Here is an 18640-nt window from a genome sequence, read left to right on the forward strand (position 1 = left end):
GAAGTTGTCGGTGGCACCCGCCACACTTGTGCTCGAGGTCTCTCTCGGGCGCTCTGCGGCGACACGCCGCGACACACCCGAAACGCCGTGGAGGGAGGGTGACGACCTGGGAATATCACCTTTGTAAGTCACAACATCCTGGGTTCTGTGTATCCGGTGGGCACAAGGTGTAGTGTCTAGACCGCTGGAAGGCCACAAGTGCCGACGATCTCTCGGGGAAGCGGGATCGGACGGATTCGTGGGTTTCCGGGTAACGCACAGCAGTCAGTCGTCAGGCCGCCCACGGCCGTCGGAAAAGGGGCATTCATGAACATCACCGTCTACACCAAGCCTGCCTGCGTCCAGTGCACCGCCACCTACCGTGCCCTCGACAAGGCCGGCATCGAGTACGACGTCGTCGACATCAGTGAGAGCCCCGAGGCCCGCGACTACGTCATGGCGCTGGGTTACCTCCAGGCGCCCGTCGTCGTCGCCGGCGACGACCACTGGTCGGGCTTCCGCCCCGATCGCATCAAGGCTCTCACGGTCGCTGCCTGAGTCCGGGCCGCGTTCGCAGCGGCCCGATCGTCGTCGTCTCCGGGCGGAAATGTGCCGTGTCCGCCCGGGCCGGTCTTCGCAATCGAATGAAGAGTGGTGACTACCGATGGCTTCGCTGGTGTCGATCCAGGGAACGTCGCTGGTGTACTTCTCGAGTACATCCGAGAACACCCACCGATTCGTGCAGAAGCTCGGGATTCCGGCCAGCCGGATCCCACTGCACGATCGGGAGGGAAATTTCGAGGTCCACGAACCGTACGTGTTGATCGTGCCGACCTACGGTGGCGGGACGACCGCCACCGGTCGCGATACCCGCTACGTTCCCAAACAGGTCATCCGGTTCCTCAACAACGAGCACAATCGGAGCCTGATCCGCGGTGTCATCGCGGCGGGTAACACCAACTTCGGCGACTCGTACTGTTTCGCGGGCGACATCGTCGCGCGCAAGTGCAAGGTGCCGTATCTGTACCGATTCGAGTTGATGGGCACGACCGACGACGTGGAGCGTGTCCGCGACGGTCTCGCCCGATTCTGGGAGTCCGTTCTCCAGAACGCCTGAGCCACATCCGTATCCGTATTCGACGCGCGTCGCGGACGTGACTGCGCGGCCGTTTCCTAACTCCGACAAGTGGGGACAGCACTGTGACCATTACCGATCCCGCTCCCGCCACGAGCGCACACCTCGACGATTCGATCAAGGATCTCGACTACCACGCGCTCAACGCGATGTTGAATCTGTACGGCCCCAACGGCGAGATCCAGTTCGACAAGGATGTGGCCGCCGCTCGCCAGTACTTCCTGCAGCACGTCAACCAGAACACCGTCTTCTTCCACAACCTCGACGAGAAGCTCGACTACCTCGTCGAGGAGAACTACTACGAGCCCGAGGTGCTCGACAAGTACTCGCGTTCGTTCGTCAAATCGCTGTTCGACCATGCGTATTCGAAGAAGTTCCGGTTCCCGACCTTCCTCGGTGCGTTCAAGTACTACACCTCGTACACCCTCAAGACGTTCGACGGCAAGCGTTACCTCGAGCGGTTCGAGGACCGGGTGTGCATGGTCGCCCTGACCCTCGCCGACGGCGACGAGATCCTCGCCCGGCACCTCGTCGACGAGATCATCTCCGGCCGCTTCCAGCCGGCCACCCCGACCTTCCTCAACTCGGGCAAGAAGCAGCGCGGCGAACCCGTCTCGTGCTTCCTGCTCCGTATCGAGGACAACATGGAGTCGATCGGCCGCTCCATCAACTCCGCGCTGCAACTGTCCAAGCGCGGTGGCGGTGTCGCCTTGCTGCTCAGCAACATTCGTGAGCACGGCGCACCCATCAAGAAGATCGAGAACCAGTCCTCCGGCGTCATCCCGATCATGAAGCTGCTCGAGGACTCCTTCTCCTACGCCAACCAGCTCGGGGCCCGTCAGGGTGCCGGCGCGGTCTACCTGCACGCGCACCACCCCGACATCTACCGCTTCCTCGACACCAAGCGCGAGAACGCCGACGAGAAGATCCGCATCAAGACCCTCTCGCTCGGCGTCGTCATCCCCGACATCACGTTCGAACTGGCGAAGAAGAACGAGGACATGTACCTGTTCTCGCCGTACGACGTCGAGCGCGTCTACGGGAAGCCCTTCGCCGACATCGACGTCACCGAGAAGTACTACGAGATGGTCGACGACAAGCGCATCCGCAAGTCGAAGATCAAGGCGCGCGAGTTCTTCCAGACCGTCGCCGAGCTGCAGTTCGAGTCGGGCTACCCCTACGTCATGTTCGAGGACACGGTGAACCGGGCCAACCCGATCGCCGGCAAGATCACGCACTCGAACCTGTGCTCGGAGATCCTGCAGGTCTCGACCCCCTCGGAGTTCAACGACGACCTGTCCTACAGCCATGTGGGCAAGGACATCTCGTGCAACCTCGGCTCGCTGAACATCGCGAAGACGATGGACTCGCCCGACTTCGCCCAGACCATCGAGGTGGCCATCCGCGGCTTGACGGCGGTCTCCGACCAGACGACGATCTCGTCCGTTCCGTCGATCGAGCGTGGCAACAACGAATCCCATGCCATCGGCCTCGGTCAGATGAACCTGCACGGTTTCCTCGCCCGCGAGCACATCTTCTACGGGTCCGAGGAAGGCGTCGACTTCACGAACATCTACTTCTACACCGTGCTGTTCCACGCCCTGCGCGCGTCGAACAAGATCGCGATCGAGCGCGGTACGTACTTCAAGGGCTTCCCGGAGTCGAAGTACGCCTCGGGTGAGTTCTTCGACAAGTACACCGATCAGGTGTGGGAGCCGGCGACCGAGCGGGTCCGCCAGCTGTTCGCCGGGTCGAACATCGAGATCCCCACTCAGCAGGACTGGCGCGAGCTGAAGGAGTCGGTGCAGAAGCACGGCATCTACAACCAGAACCTGCAGGCGGTTCCGCCCACCGGTTCGATCTCGTACATCAACCACTCGACGAGCTCGATCCACCCGGTCGCGTCGAAGATCGAGATCCGCAAGGAGGGCAAGATCGGGCGTGTCTACTACCCGGCGCCCTACATGACGAACGAGAACCTCGAGTACTTCCAGGACGCGTACGAGATCGGTTACGAGAAGATCATCGACACCTACGCCGCCGCGACGCAGCATGTCGACCAGGGCTTGTCGCTGACGCTGTTCTTCAAGGACACCGTCACCACCCGCGACGTGAACAAGGCCCAGATCTACGCGTGGCGCAAGGGAATCAAGACGCTGTACTACATCCGCCTGCGGCAGATGGCGCTCGAGGGCACCGAGGTGGAGGGTTGCGTTTCCTGCATGCTGTGACCCGATCCACGACAGTCCTTGCATCAGCACACAATTCAGGTAGGTAACCGATGACTGCATCAGCACATTCGCCGGCCGACGGCGTGCGCGTCAAACTCATCGATCGCGTGTCCGCGATCAACTGGAACCGCGTCCCCGACGACAAGGACGCCGAGGTCTGGGATCGGCTCACCGGCAACTTCTGGCTCCCGGAGAAGGTGCCCGTGTCCAACGACATCCAGTCGTGGGGCACGCTCACCGAGTACGAGCAGGAATTGACGATGCGGGTCTTCACGGGCCTGACGCTGCTCGACACCATCCAGGGCACGGTCGGCGCGGTCTCGCTCATCCCCGACGCGATCACCCCGCACGAGGAAGCGGTGCTGACGAACATCGCGTTCATGGAGTCGGTGCACGCGAAGAGCTACTCGCAGATCTTCTCGACGCTGTGCTCGAGCCGTCAGATCGACGACGCCTTCCGCTGGTCGGAGGAGAACGAGCACCTGCAGCGCAAGGCGCAGATCATCCTCGACTACTACAAGGGCGACGACCCGCTCAAGCGCAAGGCCGCCTCGACGCTGCTCGAGTCGTTCCTGTTCTATTCGGGTTTCTACCTGCCGATGTACTGGTCGTCGCGGGCGAAGCTCACCAACACCGCCGACATGATCCGCCTGATCATCCGCGACGAGGCCGTCCACGGCTACTACATCGGCTACAAGTACCAGCGTGGCCTCGAGACGATCACGCAGGCCGAGCGCGACGAGCTCAAGGACTGGGTCTTCGAACTGCTCTTCGAGCTGTACGACAACGAGACCCACTACACGGCCGACCTGTACGACCAGGTCGGGCTCACCGAGGACGTCAAGAAGTTCCTGCGTTACAACGCGAACAAGGCTCTGATGAATCTCGGCTACGAGGCGCTGTTCCCCAAGGACGAGACGGACGTCAACCCGGCCATCCTGTCGGCGCTGTCGCCGAACGCCGACGAGAACCACGACTTCTTCTCGGGCTCCGGCAGCTCCTACGTGATCGGCAAGGCCGTCGTCACGGAAGACGACGACTGGGACTTCTGACGTAGACGGTGTGCATCACCGTCTACGAACGCATCGATCCCGTACACCGGCGCTGGAGCGCTCGGGTACGGGATCGCGTGTTTTTCGCGGCCCGGCCGGTCACCGATAGCATCGCTCCTCGTGACCGAGACAAGAGAAGCGTCGGGCTCGCCTCGGCCGGTGACATCGGAACGCTCGCCGTCCGGCGGGCGGGCGGTGGAGCAGCGGATCCGTCTGTGGGCGGTGCTCGCCGCCGTCGTGGGGATCGTCGCGTCGATCGCGATGCCGTTCCTGCCCGTGACCCAGACCACTGCGACCATCGACTGGCCGCAGAGCGAGAGCAATGCCGGGATCTCGGCGCCGCTGGTGTCCTACGCACCGGTCGATCTCGAGGCCACGATCGAGTGCCGTTCCGTGCGCGATGCGCTGCCGGACGGCGGCACCGTCTTCTCCACACTTCCCGCAGGTGCCCCCGACCGTGAGGGCTACGGGCTGATCGCCCGCGTCCGGCCGGCCGGTGACGACGGGCGGGCGATGTTCGAGGTGATCTCGCGCAACACGCTGCTCTCCTCGGCGCCGGTGGACGAGCTGACCGGGGACTGTGCGGTCACCCTGTCCTCGAACTCGGAGCGTACCGTTGCCGCGATCACCGGGTCGACCGCCGCGGCGGGGGAGCGGACCTTCGACCGCGACCTGCGACCCCAGCTGGTCGGCATCTTCACCGACCTGCCCGGTCCCGCGCTCGACGGCGTCTCGGTCACCGCGACCGTCGACACCCGATTCACGACGTCTCCGACGATGCTGAAGATCGTCGTGATGATCGTCGCGGTGCTGGCAACGGCATCGGCGTTGTGGACTCTCTCCCGGCTCGACCGCGCCGACGGCCGTCGTCACCTCCGCCTGCTGCCGGCGTCGTGGTGGTCGTTCACCCGGATCGATGCGCTGGTCGTCGGAACACTGCTGCTCTGGCACGTGATCGGGGCGAACACCGCCGACGACGGTTACCAGCTCGGAATGGCCCGTGCCGCGGGCGACGCCGGGTACATGGCGAACTACTTCCGGTGGTTCGGTGTGCCCGAAGCGCCGTTCGGCACCCCCTTCTACGACGTCCTCGCCTTGATGACCCAGATCTCGACGGCGAGTATCTGGATGCGGCTACCGGCCCTGACCGCCGGGATCCTGTGCTGGTGGGTGCTCAGCCGCGAGGTCGCTCCGCGTCTCGGCGTGGCGCTACGCCGCAACCGACTTCCGTTGTGGACCGGGGCCCTGGTGTTTCTCGCGTTCTGGCTGCCGCTGAACAACGGATTGCGTCCGGAACCGATCGTCGCGACCGGTGTCGTGCTGACCTGGTGTTCGGTCGAACGCGCGATCGCCACCCGGCGTCTGCTGCCGGCCGCGGCGGCGATTCTGATCGCCGCGCTCACCGTGACCGCCGGACCGTCGGGCATCATCTGTTTCGCCGCGCTGATCGCCGGTGCCCGCCCGATCGCCCGCATCCTCCATCGACGCGCGCTCAGCCTGGGATGGCTGCCGGTTCTCGCTCCCCTGGTCGCGGCCGGACTGGTGATCCTGGTTCCGGTCTTCTCCGACCAGACCCTCGCGGCGGTACTGGAGATGCAGCACGTGCACGGAGTCGGCCCGAACGTGCCGTGGTTCCAGGAGTACCTGCGCTATCAGTACCTGTTGCAGATCACCGTGGACGGCTCGCTGGCCCGCAGGTTCGCGGTCTTCACCCTGGTGCTGTGCCTGGTGGTGGCGATCGTGGCGATGCTGCGCCGCGGTGGGCGCATCCCGGGCACCGCGCAGGGCCCGTCCCGGCGCATCGTCGGCATCACCCTCGGTGCGCTGGTGCTGATGATGTTCGCGCCCACGAAGTGGACCCACCACTTCGGTATCTACGCCGGCCTTGCGGCTGCGGTGGCGATGCTCGCCGCCGTGGCCACCGGCCCCGCGGTGTTGCGTTCGCGACGCAACCGGGCGCTGTTCGCGGCGGCCGTGTCGTTCGTGGTGACCATGTCGTTCATCGGCCCCAACGGCTGGTGGTACGTCTCGAGCTACGGGGTGCCGTGGTGGGACAAGCCGCCGTCGGTCGCCGGATTCGGTTTCTCGACCGTCTTCTTCGCCGTGACGGTCGCCGCCTTGCTGCTCGCCGCTTGGTGGCACATCCACCCCGTCGCCTCGAGACGCACCGACTCTCCGTCCCGCTGGTGGGCGGTGCCACCGTTGACCGTCGCCGCCGCCGCGATGGTGGTGTTCGAGGTGCTGTCACTGGCCAAGGGTGCGATCGCGCAGTATCCGGGCTATTCGGTGGCACGATCCAATCTCGACACGCTCACCGGCAACTCGTGTGCGCTGGCGAACGACGTGCTGCTCGAAACGGATCCGAACGCCTCGGTACTCGCTCCGATCGGGGCCGACACGGCGACCTCCCTCGACGCCGGGGGAGGGGAGGGATTCACGCCGGGCGGTGTCGCTCTCGATCTCACCCCGGACGACGACTCGGCGTCGGCGGGCACCGCCAACACCGTCGATACGAATGACGACCAGGGCTCGACCGGTGGCACCGGGGGCACCGGCGGCGGTACCGGCAGTGTCGGGATCAACGGCAGCACCGTCGCATTGCCGTTCGGTCTCGACCCGGCGACCACCCCCGTGCTGGGTAGCCACGGCTCGACCCTCGGCGACGTCACGAGCGCGTGGTTCCGGCTGCCCGAGCCGGACGCGAACGGCTCCCGCGGGGATCTAGTCACCATCGCTGCGGCCGGACGGATCTTCTCGGTCGACGCCGACGGCACCGAAACCTACGGCCAGCGACTCGAACTCGAATACGGAACCACCACGGCGGATGGCAGCGTCACCGCGCTGGGAAGGGCGTTGCCGATCGACATCGGTCCGGCGCCGTCGTGGAGGAATCTGCGTGTTCCGATGCAGACGCTGCCCGGCGAGGCCGACGCGGTGCGGATCGTCGCCTCGGACAACGATCTGGCGCCGGAACAGTGGCTGGCGTTCACCCCGCCGCGCGTACCGCAGACGCGAACGCTGCAGCAGGTCGTCGGGAGCGACACACCGGTCCTGCTGGACTGGGCAGTCGGACTCAACTTCCCGTGCCAGCGTCAGATGATGCACCGCAACGGCATTGCCGAGATTCCCGAATACCGCATCCTGCCGGACCGGATCGGTGCCATCTCCACCGATTTGTGGCAGGACCATCACGGTGGTGGTCCGCTCGGCTGGACCGACCAGTTGCTGCGGGCCCGCACGATCCCGTCGTATCTCGATCACGACTGGGACCGCGACTGGGGAGCGATCGAACAGTACACACCGATCGACTCGGCCACGGAGACCGCGGAACTCGACACCACCACGGTCACGCGCAACGGGCTGTGGAGTCCGGGTCCGATCAACACCGCCTACTGACGGAACCATGCCTCCGCACGACCGGCGAGGGCCTTCCCGAGCCGCAGGCGCGACGTCTCGGTGAGCGGTTCGGGGAGCTCGTCCGTCGCGAACCACGCCACTTCGAGGTTCTCGTCGTCGGCGACACGCGCGTGCCCGCCGATGGCGCGCAACAGGAAGCACACGTCGAGGTACTGCGCGACGTCGCCGTTGGGATAGGTGATGGGCGCCGTGACGTCGACGCTCGTCAGCCGCACGAGTTCGGCGGTGATACCCGTCTCCTCGAGCACCTCGCGGACCGCGGCGACCGCCGGTTCCTCGCCGGGTTCGAGGATGCCGGACACCACCGCCCACATGCCGTTGTCGGCGCGGCGGGTGAGCAGGACGCGATCGTGCTCGTCCGTGACGATCGCGCTCACCCCCGGCAGCCACAGGGGAGCAGTTCCTACGTGTGAGCGGAGCTGGACGACGAAATCGGGTATCGGCACGCCTTCGTTTCTATACCGGCAGGCGTGCTGCCGCCGGACGAGCCGGCGATCAGTTGGAGTAGCCGTTGAGGGTGTAGGTCAGGTCGGTGAGGATCGCCCGCGCGGCAACCGGTCCGGGGGTCGACCACACGTCGTCGCTCATGGAGAACAGACGGCCGTCACGAACGGCCCCGAGATCGAGCCACTCGTCGGTCTGCATGTATTCGGTGCCGGCCCCCAGTCCGTCCTCACCGGCGAAGCGGACGAAGATCACATCGCCGTCGGCGGCCGCCGGGTCCTCCGCGTCGACGGCCTGCCACGGCCGGCCGTCGATCACCGCGAACCGCTGGGCCGGCGGACGGGCCGCTCCCACGTCTCCGAGCACCTGCCCCGCGAACGACGCGGAGCCCTCCACCCTGGGACCGTCGGCCGTGAACCGGACGATGGACGCCTGGGTCTGGGACGAGGCCAGCTCACGGCCCAGATCGCGGGCAGCCGTGGTGTAGTCGTCGAGGACGCGCCGGGCCGCCTCCGTGCGCCCGAGCGCCTCACCGACGCGCACGAACTGGTCTCTCCAGAACACCGGATCGGACCCGACCAGCACGGTGGGTGCGACCGTGCTCAGTGAGGTGTAGACGTCGGGATCGGCGGAGGAGCCGAGGATCACGTCCGGCTGCGCGCGCTCGATCGCCGCGACGTCCGGGGCGCCGGCAGCTCCCACGGCCGGCAACTCGCCGATCCCGGTGCCGAGGTATTCCGGTCGCCCGGAGATTTCGGCGCTCGCTCCCACGACGCGCTCCCACAGTCCCAGGGCGCACACCGCGTCGAGCGCCGCGGAGTCGAGGACGACGATGCGCTGGGGGTCGGCGGGCACATCCGACCGGCCTGCGGTGTGCAGGACCGGTCGGGTGCCGTTCGTGGGCTGTCCCGGATCGAGCGGGGAGGGGAGTGGGCACGCGGTCGACGTGTCCCGGTCGATACCCACGACCGAGGCCCCGGCGATGCGCGTCGTGGTGCGCACGATCTCGGATGCGTCGTCGTCGGGTGGTGTGGAGCACCCGGCCAGGGCTGTCGTCACTGCAGCGACGGCTGCGACGAGCACTGCTCGTGACCGGTGCACGGAAATCACGTCGGACCACTCCTGTAGGACGCTGCTCGGATCGGACGGCTCAGGCTATCGGGTCGTGGCGGTCGACTCCGAAGGTGTCCGCGAGGTCGTCGAGGATGCGGTGGGCTCCCTGGATGCTCACCGGCATCATCCACACGCTGTCGTCCACCTCGACCTTCCGTCCCTGCAGGTTCTGCCACAGGGGGTTGGTCACGAACGGCTGGGCGGCCGCCTGTGCCTTGCCGTCGCCGAGGTCGTAGGTGGTGACGAAGATGACGTCCGCCTCGGCCTCGGTGATCAATTCGGGGCTGACGGCGTTCATGATGCTCGACGGATCCGAGGGATCGGGTCCCTGGCTCGCCGGCCGGGCGAGACCGGCGTCCTCGAGCACGATGCCGCTGAACGAGGTGGTGCGGTACAGCCGGGCCGTCGGCTCGCCGGCGAAGCGGACGATCGAGATGGTGGGGTCGCCGGCCTTCGCGTTGATGTCCGCACCGATGGCCGCGGCGCGTTCCTCGTATTCGGAGATCTTCTGCTCGGCGAGGTCCTCCTTACCCAGAGCCTGCGCGACGAGCCGGATGTTGTCCTTCCACGTCGGTCCCGTGGATTGGGAGAAGACGGTCGGGGCGATGGCCGACAGTTCTTCGTAGTTCTCTCCGTCACGCACCTCCGCCGAGAGGATGAGATCCGGCTCGAGCGCGGCCACCTGTTCGAGGCTCACGTCCGCGGTCTTCCCGACCGACACGGCGTCGGTCGCGTACTCACGCGAGTCGCCGAGATAGTCGGGGAAGTCTTCGGTGCGGTAATCGACGTATCCCACGAGAGGTGCTTCGAGGAGCAGCACGGCGTCGGAGTAACTCGTGTCGAGCGCGACGATGCGGGTGGGCTCGCTCTCGATCGTGGTGGAACCGCGGAAGTGCTCGACGGTCCGGGGGAAGCCCGTGGCCGCGTCGGCTGCGGTGGCGGCGGAGGAGTCCTCGGAGCTGTCGGTCGAACTGCAGCCGGCGACGAGGAGTCCGGCGGTCAGCAGGGTGGCGGCGAACCGGGCGCGTCGGGAGGGGAATGGAGACACTGTCGTCCTTCTGTGGTCCTGCGGGGGGGAAGTGAACCCTAACCTGTGCTGCTCGCGCACGGTGTGAAGACGTCTCGCCGAGCCCGATTGTGAGGTGTGGCACAGGCGCCGATTGTGGTTGTCGGCTCCGCTGCAGGTAGCGTCGCAGGTCGAGTACGACAGTGAGTAGGACCCGGAGGGCGACCGTTTCGGGGAGGGTCTACGATTCGATGAGCGCAAGCCAGAGACCGTTCGCCTCCAGCCCGAGGTCGAGCGCGCATTCAGGAGGATTAGTGACTGCCGTAGCGCCCCAGCCAGTCCCAGAGATAGCTGCAGCAAGGCCGTACCCGCCGCGGCAGGGACCCAAGGGTTCGTTCATCCACAAGATGATCACGACCACAGATCCCAAGATGTTGGGGATCATGTACATGGTCACCTCGTTCGCCTTCTTCCTCATCGGCGGCCTGATGGCCCTGCTGATGCGCACCGAGCTCGCGGTCCCCGGCCTGCAGTTCCTGTCGAACGAGCAGTTCAACCAGCTGTTCACCATGCACGGCACGATCATGCTGCTGATGTACGCGACGCCGGTCGTCTTCGCCTTCGCGAACTACATCCTGCCGCTGCAGATCGGCGCTCCCGACGTCGCCTTCCCCCGGTTGAACGCCTTCAGCTACTGGCTGTACCTGTTCGGCGCGACGATCGTGATGCTCGGCTTCGTCACCCCCGGCGGCGCTGCGGACTTCGGGTGGACGGCCTACACGCCGCTCACCAGTGAGATCCACTCCCCGGGTGTCGGTGCCGACTTCTGGATCCTCGGCCTCGGCGTGATGGGTCTGGGCACCATCCTCGGTGCCGTCAACTTCATCACCACCGTGGTGTGCATGCGTGCACCGGGCATGACCATGTTCCGGATGCCGATCTTCACCTGGAACATCCTGATCACCAGCCTGCTGATCCTGCTCGTGTTCCCGCTGCTGACCGCCGCCTTCATGGGCCTGTTCGTCGACCGTCACCTCGGTGGCCACATCTACGACCCCGCCACCGGCGGCGTGCTCCTGTGGCAGCACCTGTTCTGGTTCTTCGGTCACCCCGAGGTGTACGTCATCGCGCTGCCGTTCTTCGGCATCGTCTCGGAGATCTTCCCGGTCTTCTCGCGCAAGCCGATCTTCGGTTACACCGGCCTGGTCTACGCCACGATGGCCATCGCGGCGCTGTCGATCGCGGTGTGGGCGCACCACATGTACGCCACCGGCGCGGTGCTGCTGCCGTACTTCTCGTTCATGACCTTCCTGATCGCCGTGCCGACCGGTGTGAAGTTCTTCAACTGGATCGGCACGATGTGGAAGGGCCAGATCACCTTCGAATCGCCGATGCTGTTCTCGGTCGGCTTCATCGTGACCTTCCTCTTCGGTGGTCTGACCGGTGTCATCCTCGCGAGCCCGCCGCTGGACTTCCACCTGCACGACTCGTACTTCGTGGTGGCGCACTTCCACTACGTGCTCTTCGGCACCATCGTGTTCGCGACCTACGCCGGCATCTACTTCTGGTTCCCGAAGATGACCGGACGCATGCTCGACGAGCAGCTCGGCCGCTGGCACTTCTGGCTGACCTTCATCGGCTTCCACACCACCTTCCTGGTGCAGCACTGGCTCGGTAACGAGGGCATGCCGCGTCGCTACGCCGACTACCTGCCGTCCGACGGATTCACCACCCTGAACACGATCTCCACCATCGGTGCGTTCGTGCTCGGTGCCTCCACGCTGCCGTTCCTGTGGAACGTCTTCAAGAGCTACCGCTACGGCCAGGTCGTCACGGTCGACGACCCGTGGGGCTACGGCAACTCGCTCGAATGGGCCACCAGCTGCCCGCCGCCGCGGCACAACTTCACCGAGCTGCCGCGGATCCGCTCGGAGCGCCCGGCCTTCGAGCTGCACTACCCGCACATGGTCGAGCGGATGCGCGCCGAGGCGCACGTCGGCCCGGGCAGCGACAAGCACAACGTCAACGTCCTCGAGGGTGCCGACCGTACCCCCGGCGACCATCCGCGCGCCTGAGCGCAGATCGACGATCGACCGAAGCCCCACCCGTGCACGGGTGGGGCTTCGGCCTTTCGAGGGGGTCCGGACCCGCGAACGGGAGGGACGGTTCGACCTGCAACAATGGACAGGCGAGCCGGTACGCGCGTGCGTCCGCGCGTACCTCGACAGACAAGCGATCGGAGACGTAGTGGCGTCTGACAGCACGGTGCTGGTGACCGTGACCGGACCTGACCATCCCGGCGTGACCTCGGTGCTCTTCGCAGCGCTGACGCGGCACGACGTCGACCTCCTCGATGTGGAACAGGTCGTGATCCGCGGGCGGCTCACCCTCGGCGTCCTCCTCGTCTGCCCGAACGATGTCGAAGCATTGCAGGACGAGGTCGAGTCCGCGATGGCCACGATCGGCATGCACGCCGACGTCCAGATCGGCGCCGAGCGCGGTGCACGCACCGTCTCGACGCACGCGGTCGTCGTGCTGGGCAGCCCGGTCAGTGCCCGGGCGCTGCGGTCGGTGGGGCGCACGCTCGCGTCTCAGGGCGCGAACATCGATTCGATCCGCGGTATCGCTGACTATCCGCTCACCGGCCTCGAACTGATGATCACCGCCGCCGACACCGGCGCCGAGGCCGACGCCGCTCTGCGGCACGCTCTCGTCGAACTCGCGGCGGGTCTCGACGTCGACATCGCGGTGGAGCGTGGCGGCCTCGCCCGTCGTTCCAAGCGTCTGATCGTCTTCGACGTCGACTCCACCCTCATCCAGGGTGAGGTCATCGAGATGCTCGCCGCGCACGCGGGTGTCGAGGACAAGGTCCGCGAGGTCACCGAAGCCGCCATGCGCGGTGAGATCGACTTCGCACAGTCCCTCGAGCAACGCGTCGCGACGCTCGCCGGTCTGCCCGCGACCGTCATCGACGAGGTCGCGGAGCAACTCGAGCTCACTCCCGGTGCCCGCACCACGATCCGGACGTTGCGCCGCCTCGGCTTCCGCTGCGGTGTCGTCTCGGGCGGTTTCCGTCAGGTCATCGACCCGCTCGCACACGAACTCGAACTGGACTTCGTCCGCGCCAACACGCTCGAGATCGTCGACGGCACACTCACCGGGCGAGTGGTCGGCGACATCGTCGACCGCGCCGCCAAGGCACGTGCCCTGCGAGAGTTCGCCGACGAGGCCGGCGTGGCGGTCGAACAGACCGTCGCGGTCGGGGACGGCGCCAACGACATCGACATGCTCGCGGCAGCGGGGCTGGGTGTGGCGTTCAACGCCAAGCCCGCTCTGCGCGAGGTCGCCGACACCGCCCTGTCGTATCCCTACCTCGATGCGGTGCTGTTCGTCCTCGGTGTCACGCGCGACGAGATCGAAGCGGCCGACCGCGTCGACGGAACCCTGCGGCGCGTCCCGATCGACGGCAGTGTCTGAGCTGCACCCAGAGTCGGTGCACCCCGAGCCTGGGGAGACGGCACCCGAGCCGGTCTTCGACCCTGCGTCGGACCCGGGTTTCGCCGACCGCCACGGCGTGCTCTCCCGCGGCTACGGGCACCGGCTCGACCCGGACGATCCGGCGAAGGTGCAGGCGATGCCGATCGTGCTGCACATCCCGAAGGTCGATCCTCCCGCCCGTAGCGCGGTGCTCGAAGCCGCAGCGGCGGCCACCGTGACACTGTGCTTCGACCCGCGAGTAGGCGTCGGCCCGGACGGTGAACCCGGTCCGTGGCGGGAACCCTTCCTCGCCTGGAACGACGCCCGGATAAGGAAGGTCGCCCGCCGCGCCCGCGGAGCGCACTGGCGCGCCGCGCAGGACGTCGATGGGGTCACCGTCGACCACGCCGGTGCCCAAGCCCGCGCATTCGTGCCCTGCCCCGTGGGGGAGCTCGACCCCCGCATCTCCCGCTTGCAGATCGGCGGCACCGACCTGCCCCATGACGATCCGCCCCCACCGGCGGACGGCGTGCCCGTCTTCTGGGTGCAGAAGGACCTCGAGATGACCGTCGGCAAGGCGGCCGCGCAGGTCGGTCACGCCGCGATGCTGTTCGCGGGGGCACTCGACGTCGACACCGCACGTGCCTGGGCGGCCGAGGGATTCCCGTGTGCCGTTCGCGACGCGGACGACGTCACCTGGCGCGAGCTGCTCGCCCGGGTGGAAGCGGGCACCGCCGTCGCGGTCCGCGATGCGGGCTTCACCGAGGTGGCGCCGGGCTCTATCACGGTCGTCGCGGTGCCGGGCACGGTCAGCGGACGAGCCTGACCTCCACCGGCGTCGTGCCGCTGTGGATCATCCGTGCTCGACCTCGTCGTCGTCCGTGATCCGGAAGATCAGCACTGTCGGACCGTCGACCGGGTACGCACTTCCTACCCGCATCGGTGAGGTGTCCGAGGGTCTGCCGTCGGGGGCGCTCGAATCGAACACGCACACGATGTCGCCGCGATACCACTCCGGCCCCCCGAGGGTGACCGTGGCGGCACCTCCCGAATGCAGAACGAACAGACCGCTGCTGTCCTCGAGAGTGACGCCGGTGCGGGTCACCGTGCCGAGTTGCGAGCCGTCGACCCAGCCCTGCAGCGTGCGGCGGCTGTCGTCGTGCCAGGCATCGTCGTCGAGTTCGATCCCTTCGATGCCGAACCACACCAGATCGGGATATCCCACGGACCGGGCACGCCCGTCGAAGAAGCGCCGCTGCCGCAGTACCGGGACGCGCTTGCGCAGGCGGAGCAGTTCGCGCACGTAATCCGTTCGCGCACGGTCGGCGTGGTCCCAGTCCAGCGGCCACGCATCGCGGACCGCGACGTCCTCGGGAACGCAGTAGGCGTTGTTGTTGCCGTGCTGCGTGTGGCCGAACTCGTCACCGGCGAGCAGCATCGGGGTGCCCGTCGACAACAGAAGCGTCGCCAGCATCGCCCGGACGTGACGGTCGCGGGCGGCGAGGACATCGGGATCGTCGGTGGGTCCTTCGACACCGTGGTTCACCGACTCGTTGTTGTTCGACCCGTCGCGACCCTCTTCACCGTTCTCGTCGTTGTGCTTGCGCTCGTACGACACGGCATCGGCGAGGGTGAAACCGTCGTGGGCGGTGACGAAGTTGACCGACATCCACGGTTGCCGGATGTTCCTGTCGTAGAGGTCCTCCGAACCGGTGAGCCGCGACGCGACCTCGCGGATACCGGAACGGCCGGCCCAGTAGCGGCGCACCGTGTCGCGGTACCGGTCGTTCCATTCCGCCCACTGAGCTCCGAAGTTCCCGAGCTGATAGCCGTGCGCGGTGGCGTCCCACGGTTCCGCGACGAGCTTGACGTCGCAGAGGACGGGATCGGTGACGATCGCGGTGAGCAGTGCCGCCCGCGGATCGAACGCCCCGCCGCGCGGGCGCGCGAGCGCACTCGCGAGGTCGAAGCGGAACCCGTCCACGCCCATCACGTCCGCCCAGTACCGGAGGCTGTCGCACACCATGCGCACCACGATCGGTGAGGACGCGTCGACGGTGTTGCCGCAGCCGGTGAGATCCACGTCCCGCCCGTGCGTGTCCAGCAGGTAGTAGCCGGGAGCGTCGAGGCCGCGCCAGGACAGGCTCGGGCCGTCCACCGACGCTTCGCACGTGTGGTTGTAGACGACGTCGAGCAGTACCTCGAGCCCGGCGCTGTGGAAGGCGTCGACCATCGTGCGGAACTCGGCGATCTCGTTGCCCGGCGTCACGGCGTAGGCGGGATGCGGCGCGAAGTACGAGGCGGTCGAGTAACCCCAGTGGTTGCGCATCCCCCGCGCACGGACCGACGGTTCGGTCACGAAGGCCTGCACGGGAAGCAGCTCGACGGTGGTCACCCCCAGTCCCACCAGATGGTCGATCACCGACCGATGGGCGAGTCCGAGATAGGTGCCCCGCAGTTCCGGCGGCACGAGCGGATGGCGGGCCGTGTACGAGCCGACGTGCAGTTCGTAGACGACGGTGTTCTCCCACGGCACCCGGGGTTTGTCGTGCATCGGTGTCAGGACGGGGGTCACCACCGACAGGGGTGTATGGCCGAGGGAGTCGACGGTCGACATCGGGCCGAACGGGTCGCCCTGGTGGGGGATCAGGCGGTCCGGGTCGCCGACGTCCCCGACGATCCGCCGTGCCCACGGATCGAGCAGGATCTTGTGTGGATTGGTGCGCAGCCCCCACTGAGGTTGCCATGGCCCGTAGGCGCGGTAGCCGTAGCGCTGCCCGGCACCGACGTCGGGAACGACCCCGTGCCAGACCCCGTAGGTGCGGTCCGGCAGGTCGACGCGATGCTCGTCCCCGTCGTCGTCGACGAGGCAGACCTGGACACGGTCGCTGTGCGGGGCGTGGACGGCGAAGCGTGTCCCACCCTCCACCGGTGTGGGTCCGAGTGGGAAGGCGGCCCGATCGGGGAGCGCGACCGAGCTGGACACGACGGCAGGTTCGGATGCGGAGGACGACACGGGAACCGATCCTGCCGCGTTTCGGGCTCGGACGTAAGAGAAGATGGTCGGCGTGGCACAACCTGATCCCGATTTGCTCATCGAATTCGACGACGTAGTGGTCCGACGCGGCGGGAACGTCCTCGTCGGTCCCGTGACCTGGAAGGTGGAACTCGACGAACGTTGGGTGGTTCTCGGGCCCAACGGGGCAGGAAAGACCTCGCTGCTGCGGGTCGCGGCGGCCGAGACGTTCCCCACCTCCGGTACCGCGCACGTCCTCGCGGAGACGTTCGGCCGGACCGATCTGTCCGAGCTGCGACCCCGGATCGGATTGTCCTCCGCGGCCCTGGCCAACCGCGTGCCCAACGACGAGAAGGTCACCGATCTGGTGCTCTCCGCGGGTTACGGCGTGCTGGGCCGGTGGCGTGAGCGGTACGACGACATCGACACGAGCCGCGCCGTGGAGATGCTCGAGAGCCTCGGGGCGGAACATCTCGCCGATCGTCTGTACGGGACGCTGTCGGAAGGCGAACGCAAGCGCGCTCTCATCGCCCGGGCATTGATGACCGACCCGGAGCTGCTGCTGCTCGACGAGCCGGCGGCGGGACTGGATCTGGGGGGTCGTGAGGAACTCGTGGCCCGGCTCGGAACCCTCGCAGCCGACCCGGATGCGCCCGCGATCGTGCTCGTCACCCACCACGTCGAGGAGATCCCGCCCGGCTTCACGCACGCGATGCTCTTGAAGGAGGGCGGTGTCGTCGCCCAGGGTCTGCTGGACGACGTGATCACCGCCGAGAACCTCAGTGCCGCGTTCAGTCAGTCGATCTCGCTCGACAAGGTCGACGACCGCTTCTTCGCCCGCCGCACCCGCCGGCCGGGACGGCACCGCAGGTAGCGCCGGGTCGGGTGGTGCCGGGACCGATCGGTTAGGTTGAGGCCATGGCTATCGATCGCTCGGCATCCACCTTCGATCCCACCGCGGTGCCCATCCGCGACGCGTCCACCGTGATGCTCGTGCGCGACTCCGCTCGCGGAGTCGAGGTGTTCCTGCAGCGCCGCGTCGTCGGAATGGACTTCGCCGGCGGCATGACCGTCTTCCCCGGCGGCGGTGTCGACCCCTCGGACACCGACGCCGAGGTGCGCTGGACCGGCCCGGACGTGGCGTGGTGGGCCGAGAAGTTCGGCATCGACGAGGCGCAGGCCCGCGCACTGGTGCTCGCAGCCGTGCGCGAGACCTTCGAGGAATGCGGCGTGCTGCTCGCCGGCCCCACCCCCGATTCCGTGGTGGCCGACACGACCGACTACGCCGAGGCGCGGCGCCTGCTCGAGGCGCGGGAGTTGTCGTTCGGTGACTTCCTGGAGAAGGAGCAGCTCGTGCTGCGCGCCGACCTGCTGAGTCCGCAGGCGAACTGGATCACCCCGCTGGGGGAGCGGCGCCGCTACGACACGCGCTTCTTCGTCGCCGCGGTGCCGGACGGACAACGGGCGGACGGGAACACCACCGAGACCGATCTGGTGCAGTGGCAGACCGCGGACGAAGCTCTCGCCGACTGGCGTTCGGGTCGGTGCATCCTGCTTCCGCCCACGTGGAGTCAGTTGTCGATCCTGTCGGGCTTCGCCACGGTCGCCGACCTCATGGCCGCCGATCCGGTCATCGAGCCGATCCTGCCCGTCATGAGCCGCCGCGACGGCGCGGTCCACATCGCGTTCGACGGGGACGACGCCTACTACGAGGTCGGTACTCATCCGTGGGCCCAGCGCTCCGACATCTAGGCTCCGACATCTAGGCTG

14 protein-coding genes are annotated in these 18640 nt (G+C 67.1%); 10 read left to right on the forward strand and 4 right to left on the reverse strand.

The window, feature by feature from the left end:
• Window positions 1–306: 306 nt before the first annotated feature.
• The 5 genes from GON09_RS01850 (at window position 307) to GON09_RS01870 (ending at window position 7793) form a co-directional block, all read left to right on the forward strand.
• Window positions 307–537, forward strand: coding sequence for a redoxin NrdH (locus tag GON09_RS01850; protein WP_016933773.1), 231 nt, complete (start codon window positions 307–309; stop codon window positions 535–537).
• Window positions 538–643: 106 nt separating this feature from the next.
• Window positions 644–1096 carry a class Ib ribonucleoside-diphosphate reductase assembly flavoprotein NrdI gene (gene nrdI / locus GON09_RS01855; protein ID WP_213930350.1) on the forward strand — a complete coding sequence of 151 codons (453 nt, stop codon included), beginning with the start codon at window positions 644–646 and terminating at the stop codon, window positions 1094–1096.
• A gap of 167 nt (window positions 1097–1263) precedes the next feature.
• The gene (nrdE, locus tag GON09_RS01860; RefSeq protein WP_244865706.1) at window positions 1264–3345 is read left to right on the forward strand and encodes a class 1b ribonucleoside-diphosphate reductase subunit alpha; all 2082 of its coding nucleotides are present in this window, start codon (window positions 1264–1266) and stop codon (window positions 3343–3345) included.
• Between the two features lie 50 nt (window positions 3346–3395).
• The gene (gene nrdF / locus GON09_RS01865; RefSeq protein ID WP_213930352.1) at window positions 3396–4397 is read left to right on the forward strand and encodes a class 1b ribonucleoside-diphosphate reductase subunit beta; all 1002 of its coding nucleotides are present in this window, start codon (window positions 3396–3398) and stop codon (window positions 4395–4397) included.
• A gap of 120 nt (window positions 4398–4517) precedes the next feature.
• Window positions 4518–7793, forward strand: a complete 3276-nt coding sequence (locus GON09_RS01870; protein ID WP_374195267.1) for an arabinosyltransferase domain-containing protein — start codon at window positions 4518–4520, stop codon at window positions 7791–7793.
• Here GON09_RS01870 and GON09_RS01875 read toward each other — a convergent pair.
• The 3 genes from GON09_RS01875 to GON09_RS01885 are packed head-to-tail and all read right to left on the reverse strand — an operon-like array spanning window position 7787 to window position 10419.
• A complete protein-coding gene (locus tag GON09_RS01875) occupies window positions 7787–8260 on the reverse strand; it encodes an NUDIX hydrolase (RefSeq protein WP_213930353.1) in 474 nt (157 codons plus the stop codon). The two genes, GON09_RS01870 and GON09_RS01875, sit on opposite strands and share 7 nt — an antisense overlap.
• A 49-nt stretch (window positions 8261–8309) precedes the next feature.
• On the reverse strand, window positions 8310–9368 hold the full coding sequence (locus GON09_RS01880) for an iron-siderophore ABC transporter substrate-binding protein (protein ID WP_374195268.1): 1059 nt from the start codon (window positions 9366–9368) through the stop codon (window positions 8310–8312).
• A 40-nt stretch (window positions 9369–9408) separates the two neighbouring features.
• Window positions 9409–10419, reverse strand: coding sequence for an ABC transporter substrate-binding protein (locus GON09_RS01885; protein WP_213930354.1), 1011 nt, complete (start codon window positions 10417–10419; stop codon window positions 9409–9411).
• 272 nt (window positions 10420–10691) lie between these two features.
• On the opposite strand from GON09_RS01885, the gene ctaD reads away from it, so the two are divergent.
• The 3 genes from ctaD to GON09_RS01900 all read left to right on the forward strand — a co-directional run bounded on the left by ctaD (window position 10692) and on the right by GON09_RS01900 (window position 14680).
• Complete coding sequence (gene ctaD / locus GON09_RS01890) at window positions 10692–12452, forward strand: aa3-type cytochrome oxidase subunit I (protein ID WP_213930355.1); 1761 nt, start codon at window positions 10692–10694, stop codon at window positions 12450–12452.
• A 172-nt stretch (window positions 12453–12624) separates the two neighbouring features.
• Entirely contained in the window at window positions 12625–13854 is a 1230-nt protein-coding gene (serB, locus tag GON09_RS01895) for a phosphoserine phosphatase SerB (protein ID WP_026003575.1), read from the forward strand.
• Between the two features lie 16 nt (window positions 13855–13870).
• Window positions 13871–14680: a peptidyl-tRNA hydrolase gene (locus GON09_RS01900; RefSeq protein WP_213930356.1), complete on the forward strand. Its 810-nt coding sequence runs from the start codon at window positions 13871–13873 to the stop codon at window positions 14678–14680.
• Between the two features lie 27 nt (window positions 14681–14707).
• On the opposite strand, the gene glgX is transcribed toward GON09_RS01900, so the two are convergent.
• Window positions 14708–16840 carry a glycogen debranching protein GlgX gene (gene glgX / locus GON09_RS01905; protein WP_213930357.1) on the reverse strand — a complete coding sequence of 711 codons (2133 nt, stop codon included), beginning with the start codon at window positions 16838–16840 and terminating at the stop codon, window positions 14708–14710.
• 73 nt (window positions 16841–16913) lie between these two features.
• Between glgX and GON09_RS01910 the strand changes: the two genes are divergently transcribed.
• Both GON09_RS01910 and GON09_RS01915 read left to right on the forward strand, forming a co-directional pair.
• Window positions 16914–17744 (forward strand): ABC transporter ATP-binding protein, encoded by an 831-nt coding sequence (locus tag GON09_RS01910; RefSeq protein ID WP_213930358.1) that lies wholly within the window; start codon window positions 16914–16916, stop codon window positions 17742–17744.
• A gap of 44 nt (window positions 17745–17788) precedes the next feature.
• Window positions 17789–18622, forward strand: coding sequence for an NUDIX hydrolase (locus tag GON09_RS01915; RefSeq protein WP_213930359.1), 834 nt, complete (start codon window positions 17789–17791; stop codon window positions 18620–18622).
• Window positions 18623–18640 lie beyond the last annotated feature (18 nt).

Origin of the sequence: Rhodococcus sp. B50 (assembly GCF_013602415.1) — a bacterium.
In the GTDB taxonomy this organism is placed as follows: Bacteria; Actinomycetota; Actinomycetes; order Mycobacteriales; family Mycobacteriaceae; genus Rhodococcus.

Excerpts from the sequence above, each read along its gene's own strand:
- nrdE (WP_244865706.1), top strand. The coding sequence starts at position 1,264 with ATGTTGAATCTGTACGGCCCCAACGGCGAGATCCAGTTCGACAAGGAT.
- nrdI (WP_213930350.1), top strand. The coding sequence starts at position 644 with ATGGCTTCGCTGGTGTCGATCCAGGGAACGTCGCTGGTGTACTTCTCG.
- GON09_RS01915 (WP_213930359.1), top strand. The coding sequence starts at position 17,789 with ATGGCTATCGATCGCTCGGCATCCACCTTCGATCCCACCGCGGTGCCC.
- GON09_RS01910 (WP_213930358.1), top strand. The coding sequence starts at position 16,914 with ATGGTCGGCGTGGCACAACCTGATCCCGATTTGCTCATCGAATTCGAC.
- nrdF (WP_213930352.1), top strand. The coding sequence starts at position 3,396 with ATGACTGCATCAGCACATTCGCCGGCCGACGGCGTGCGCGTCAAACTC.
- GON09_RS01850 (WP_016933773.1), top strand. The coding sequence starts at position 307 with ATGAACATCACCGTCTACACCAAGCCTGCCTGCGTCCAGTGCACCGCC.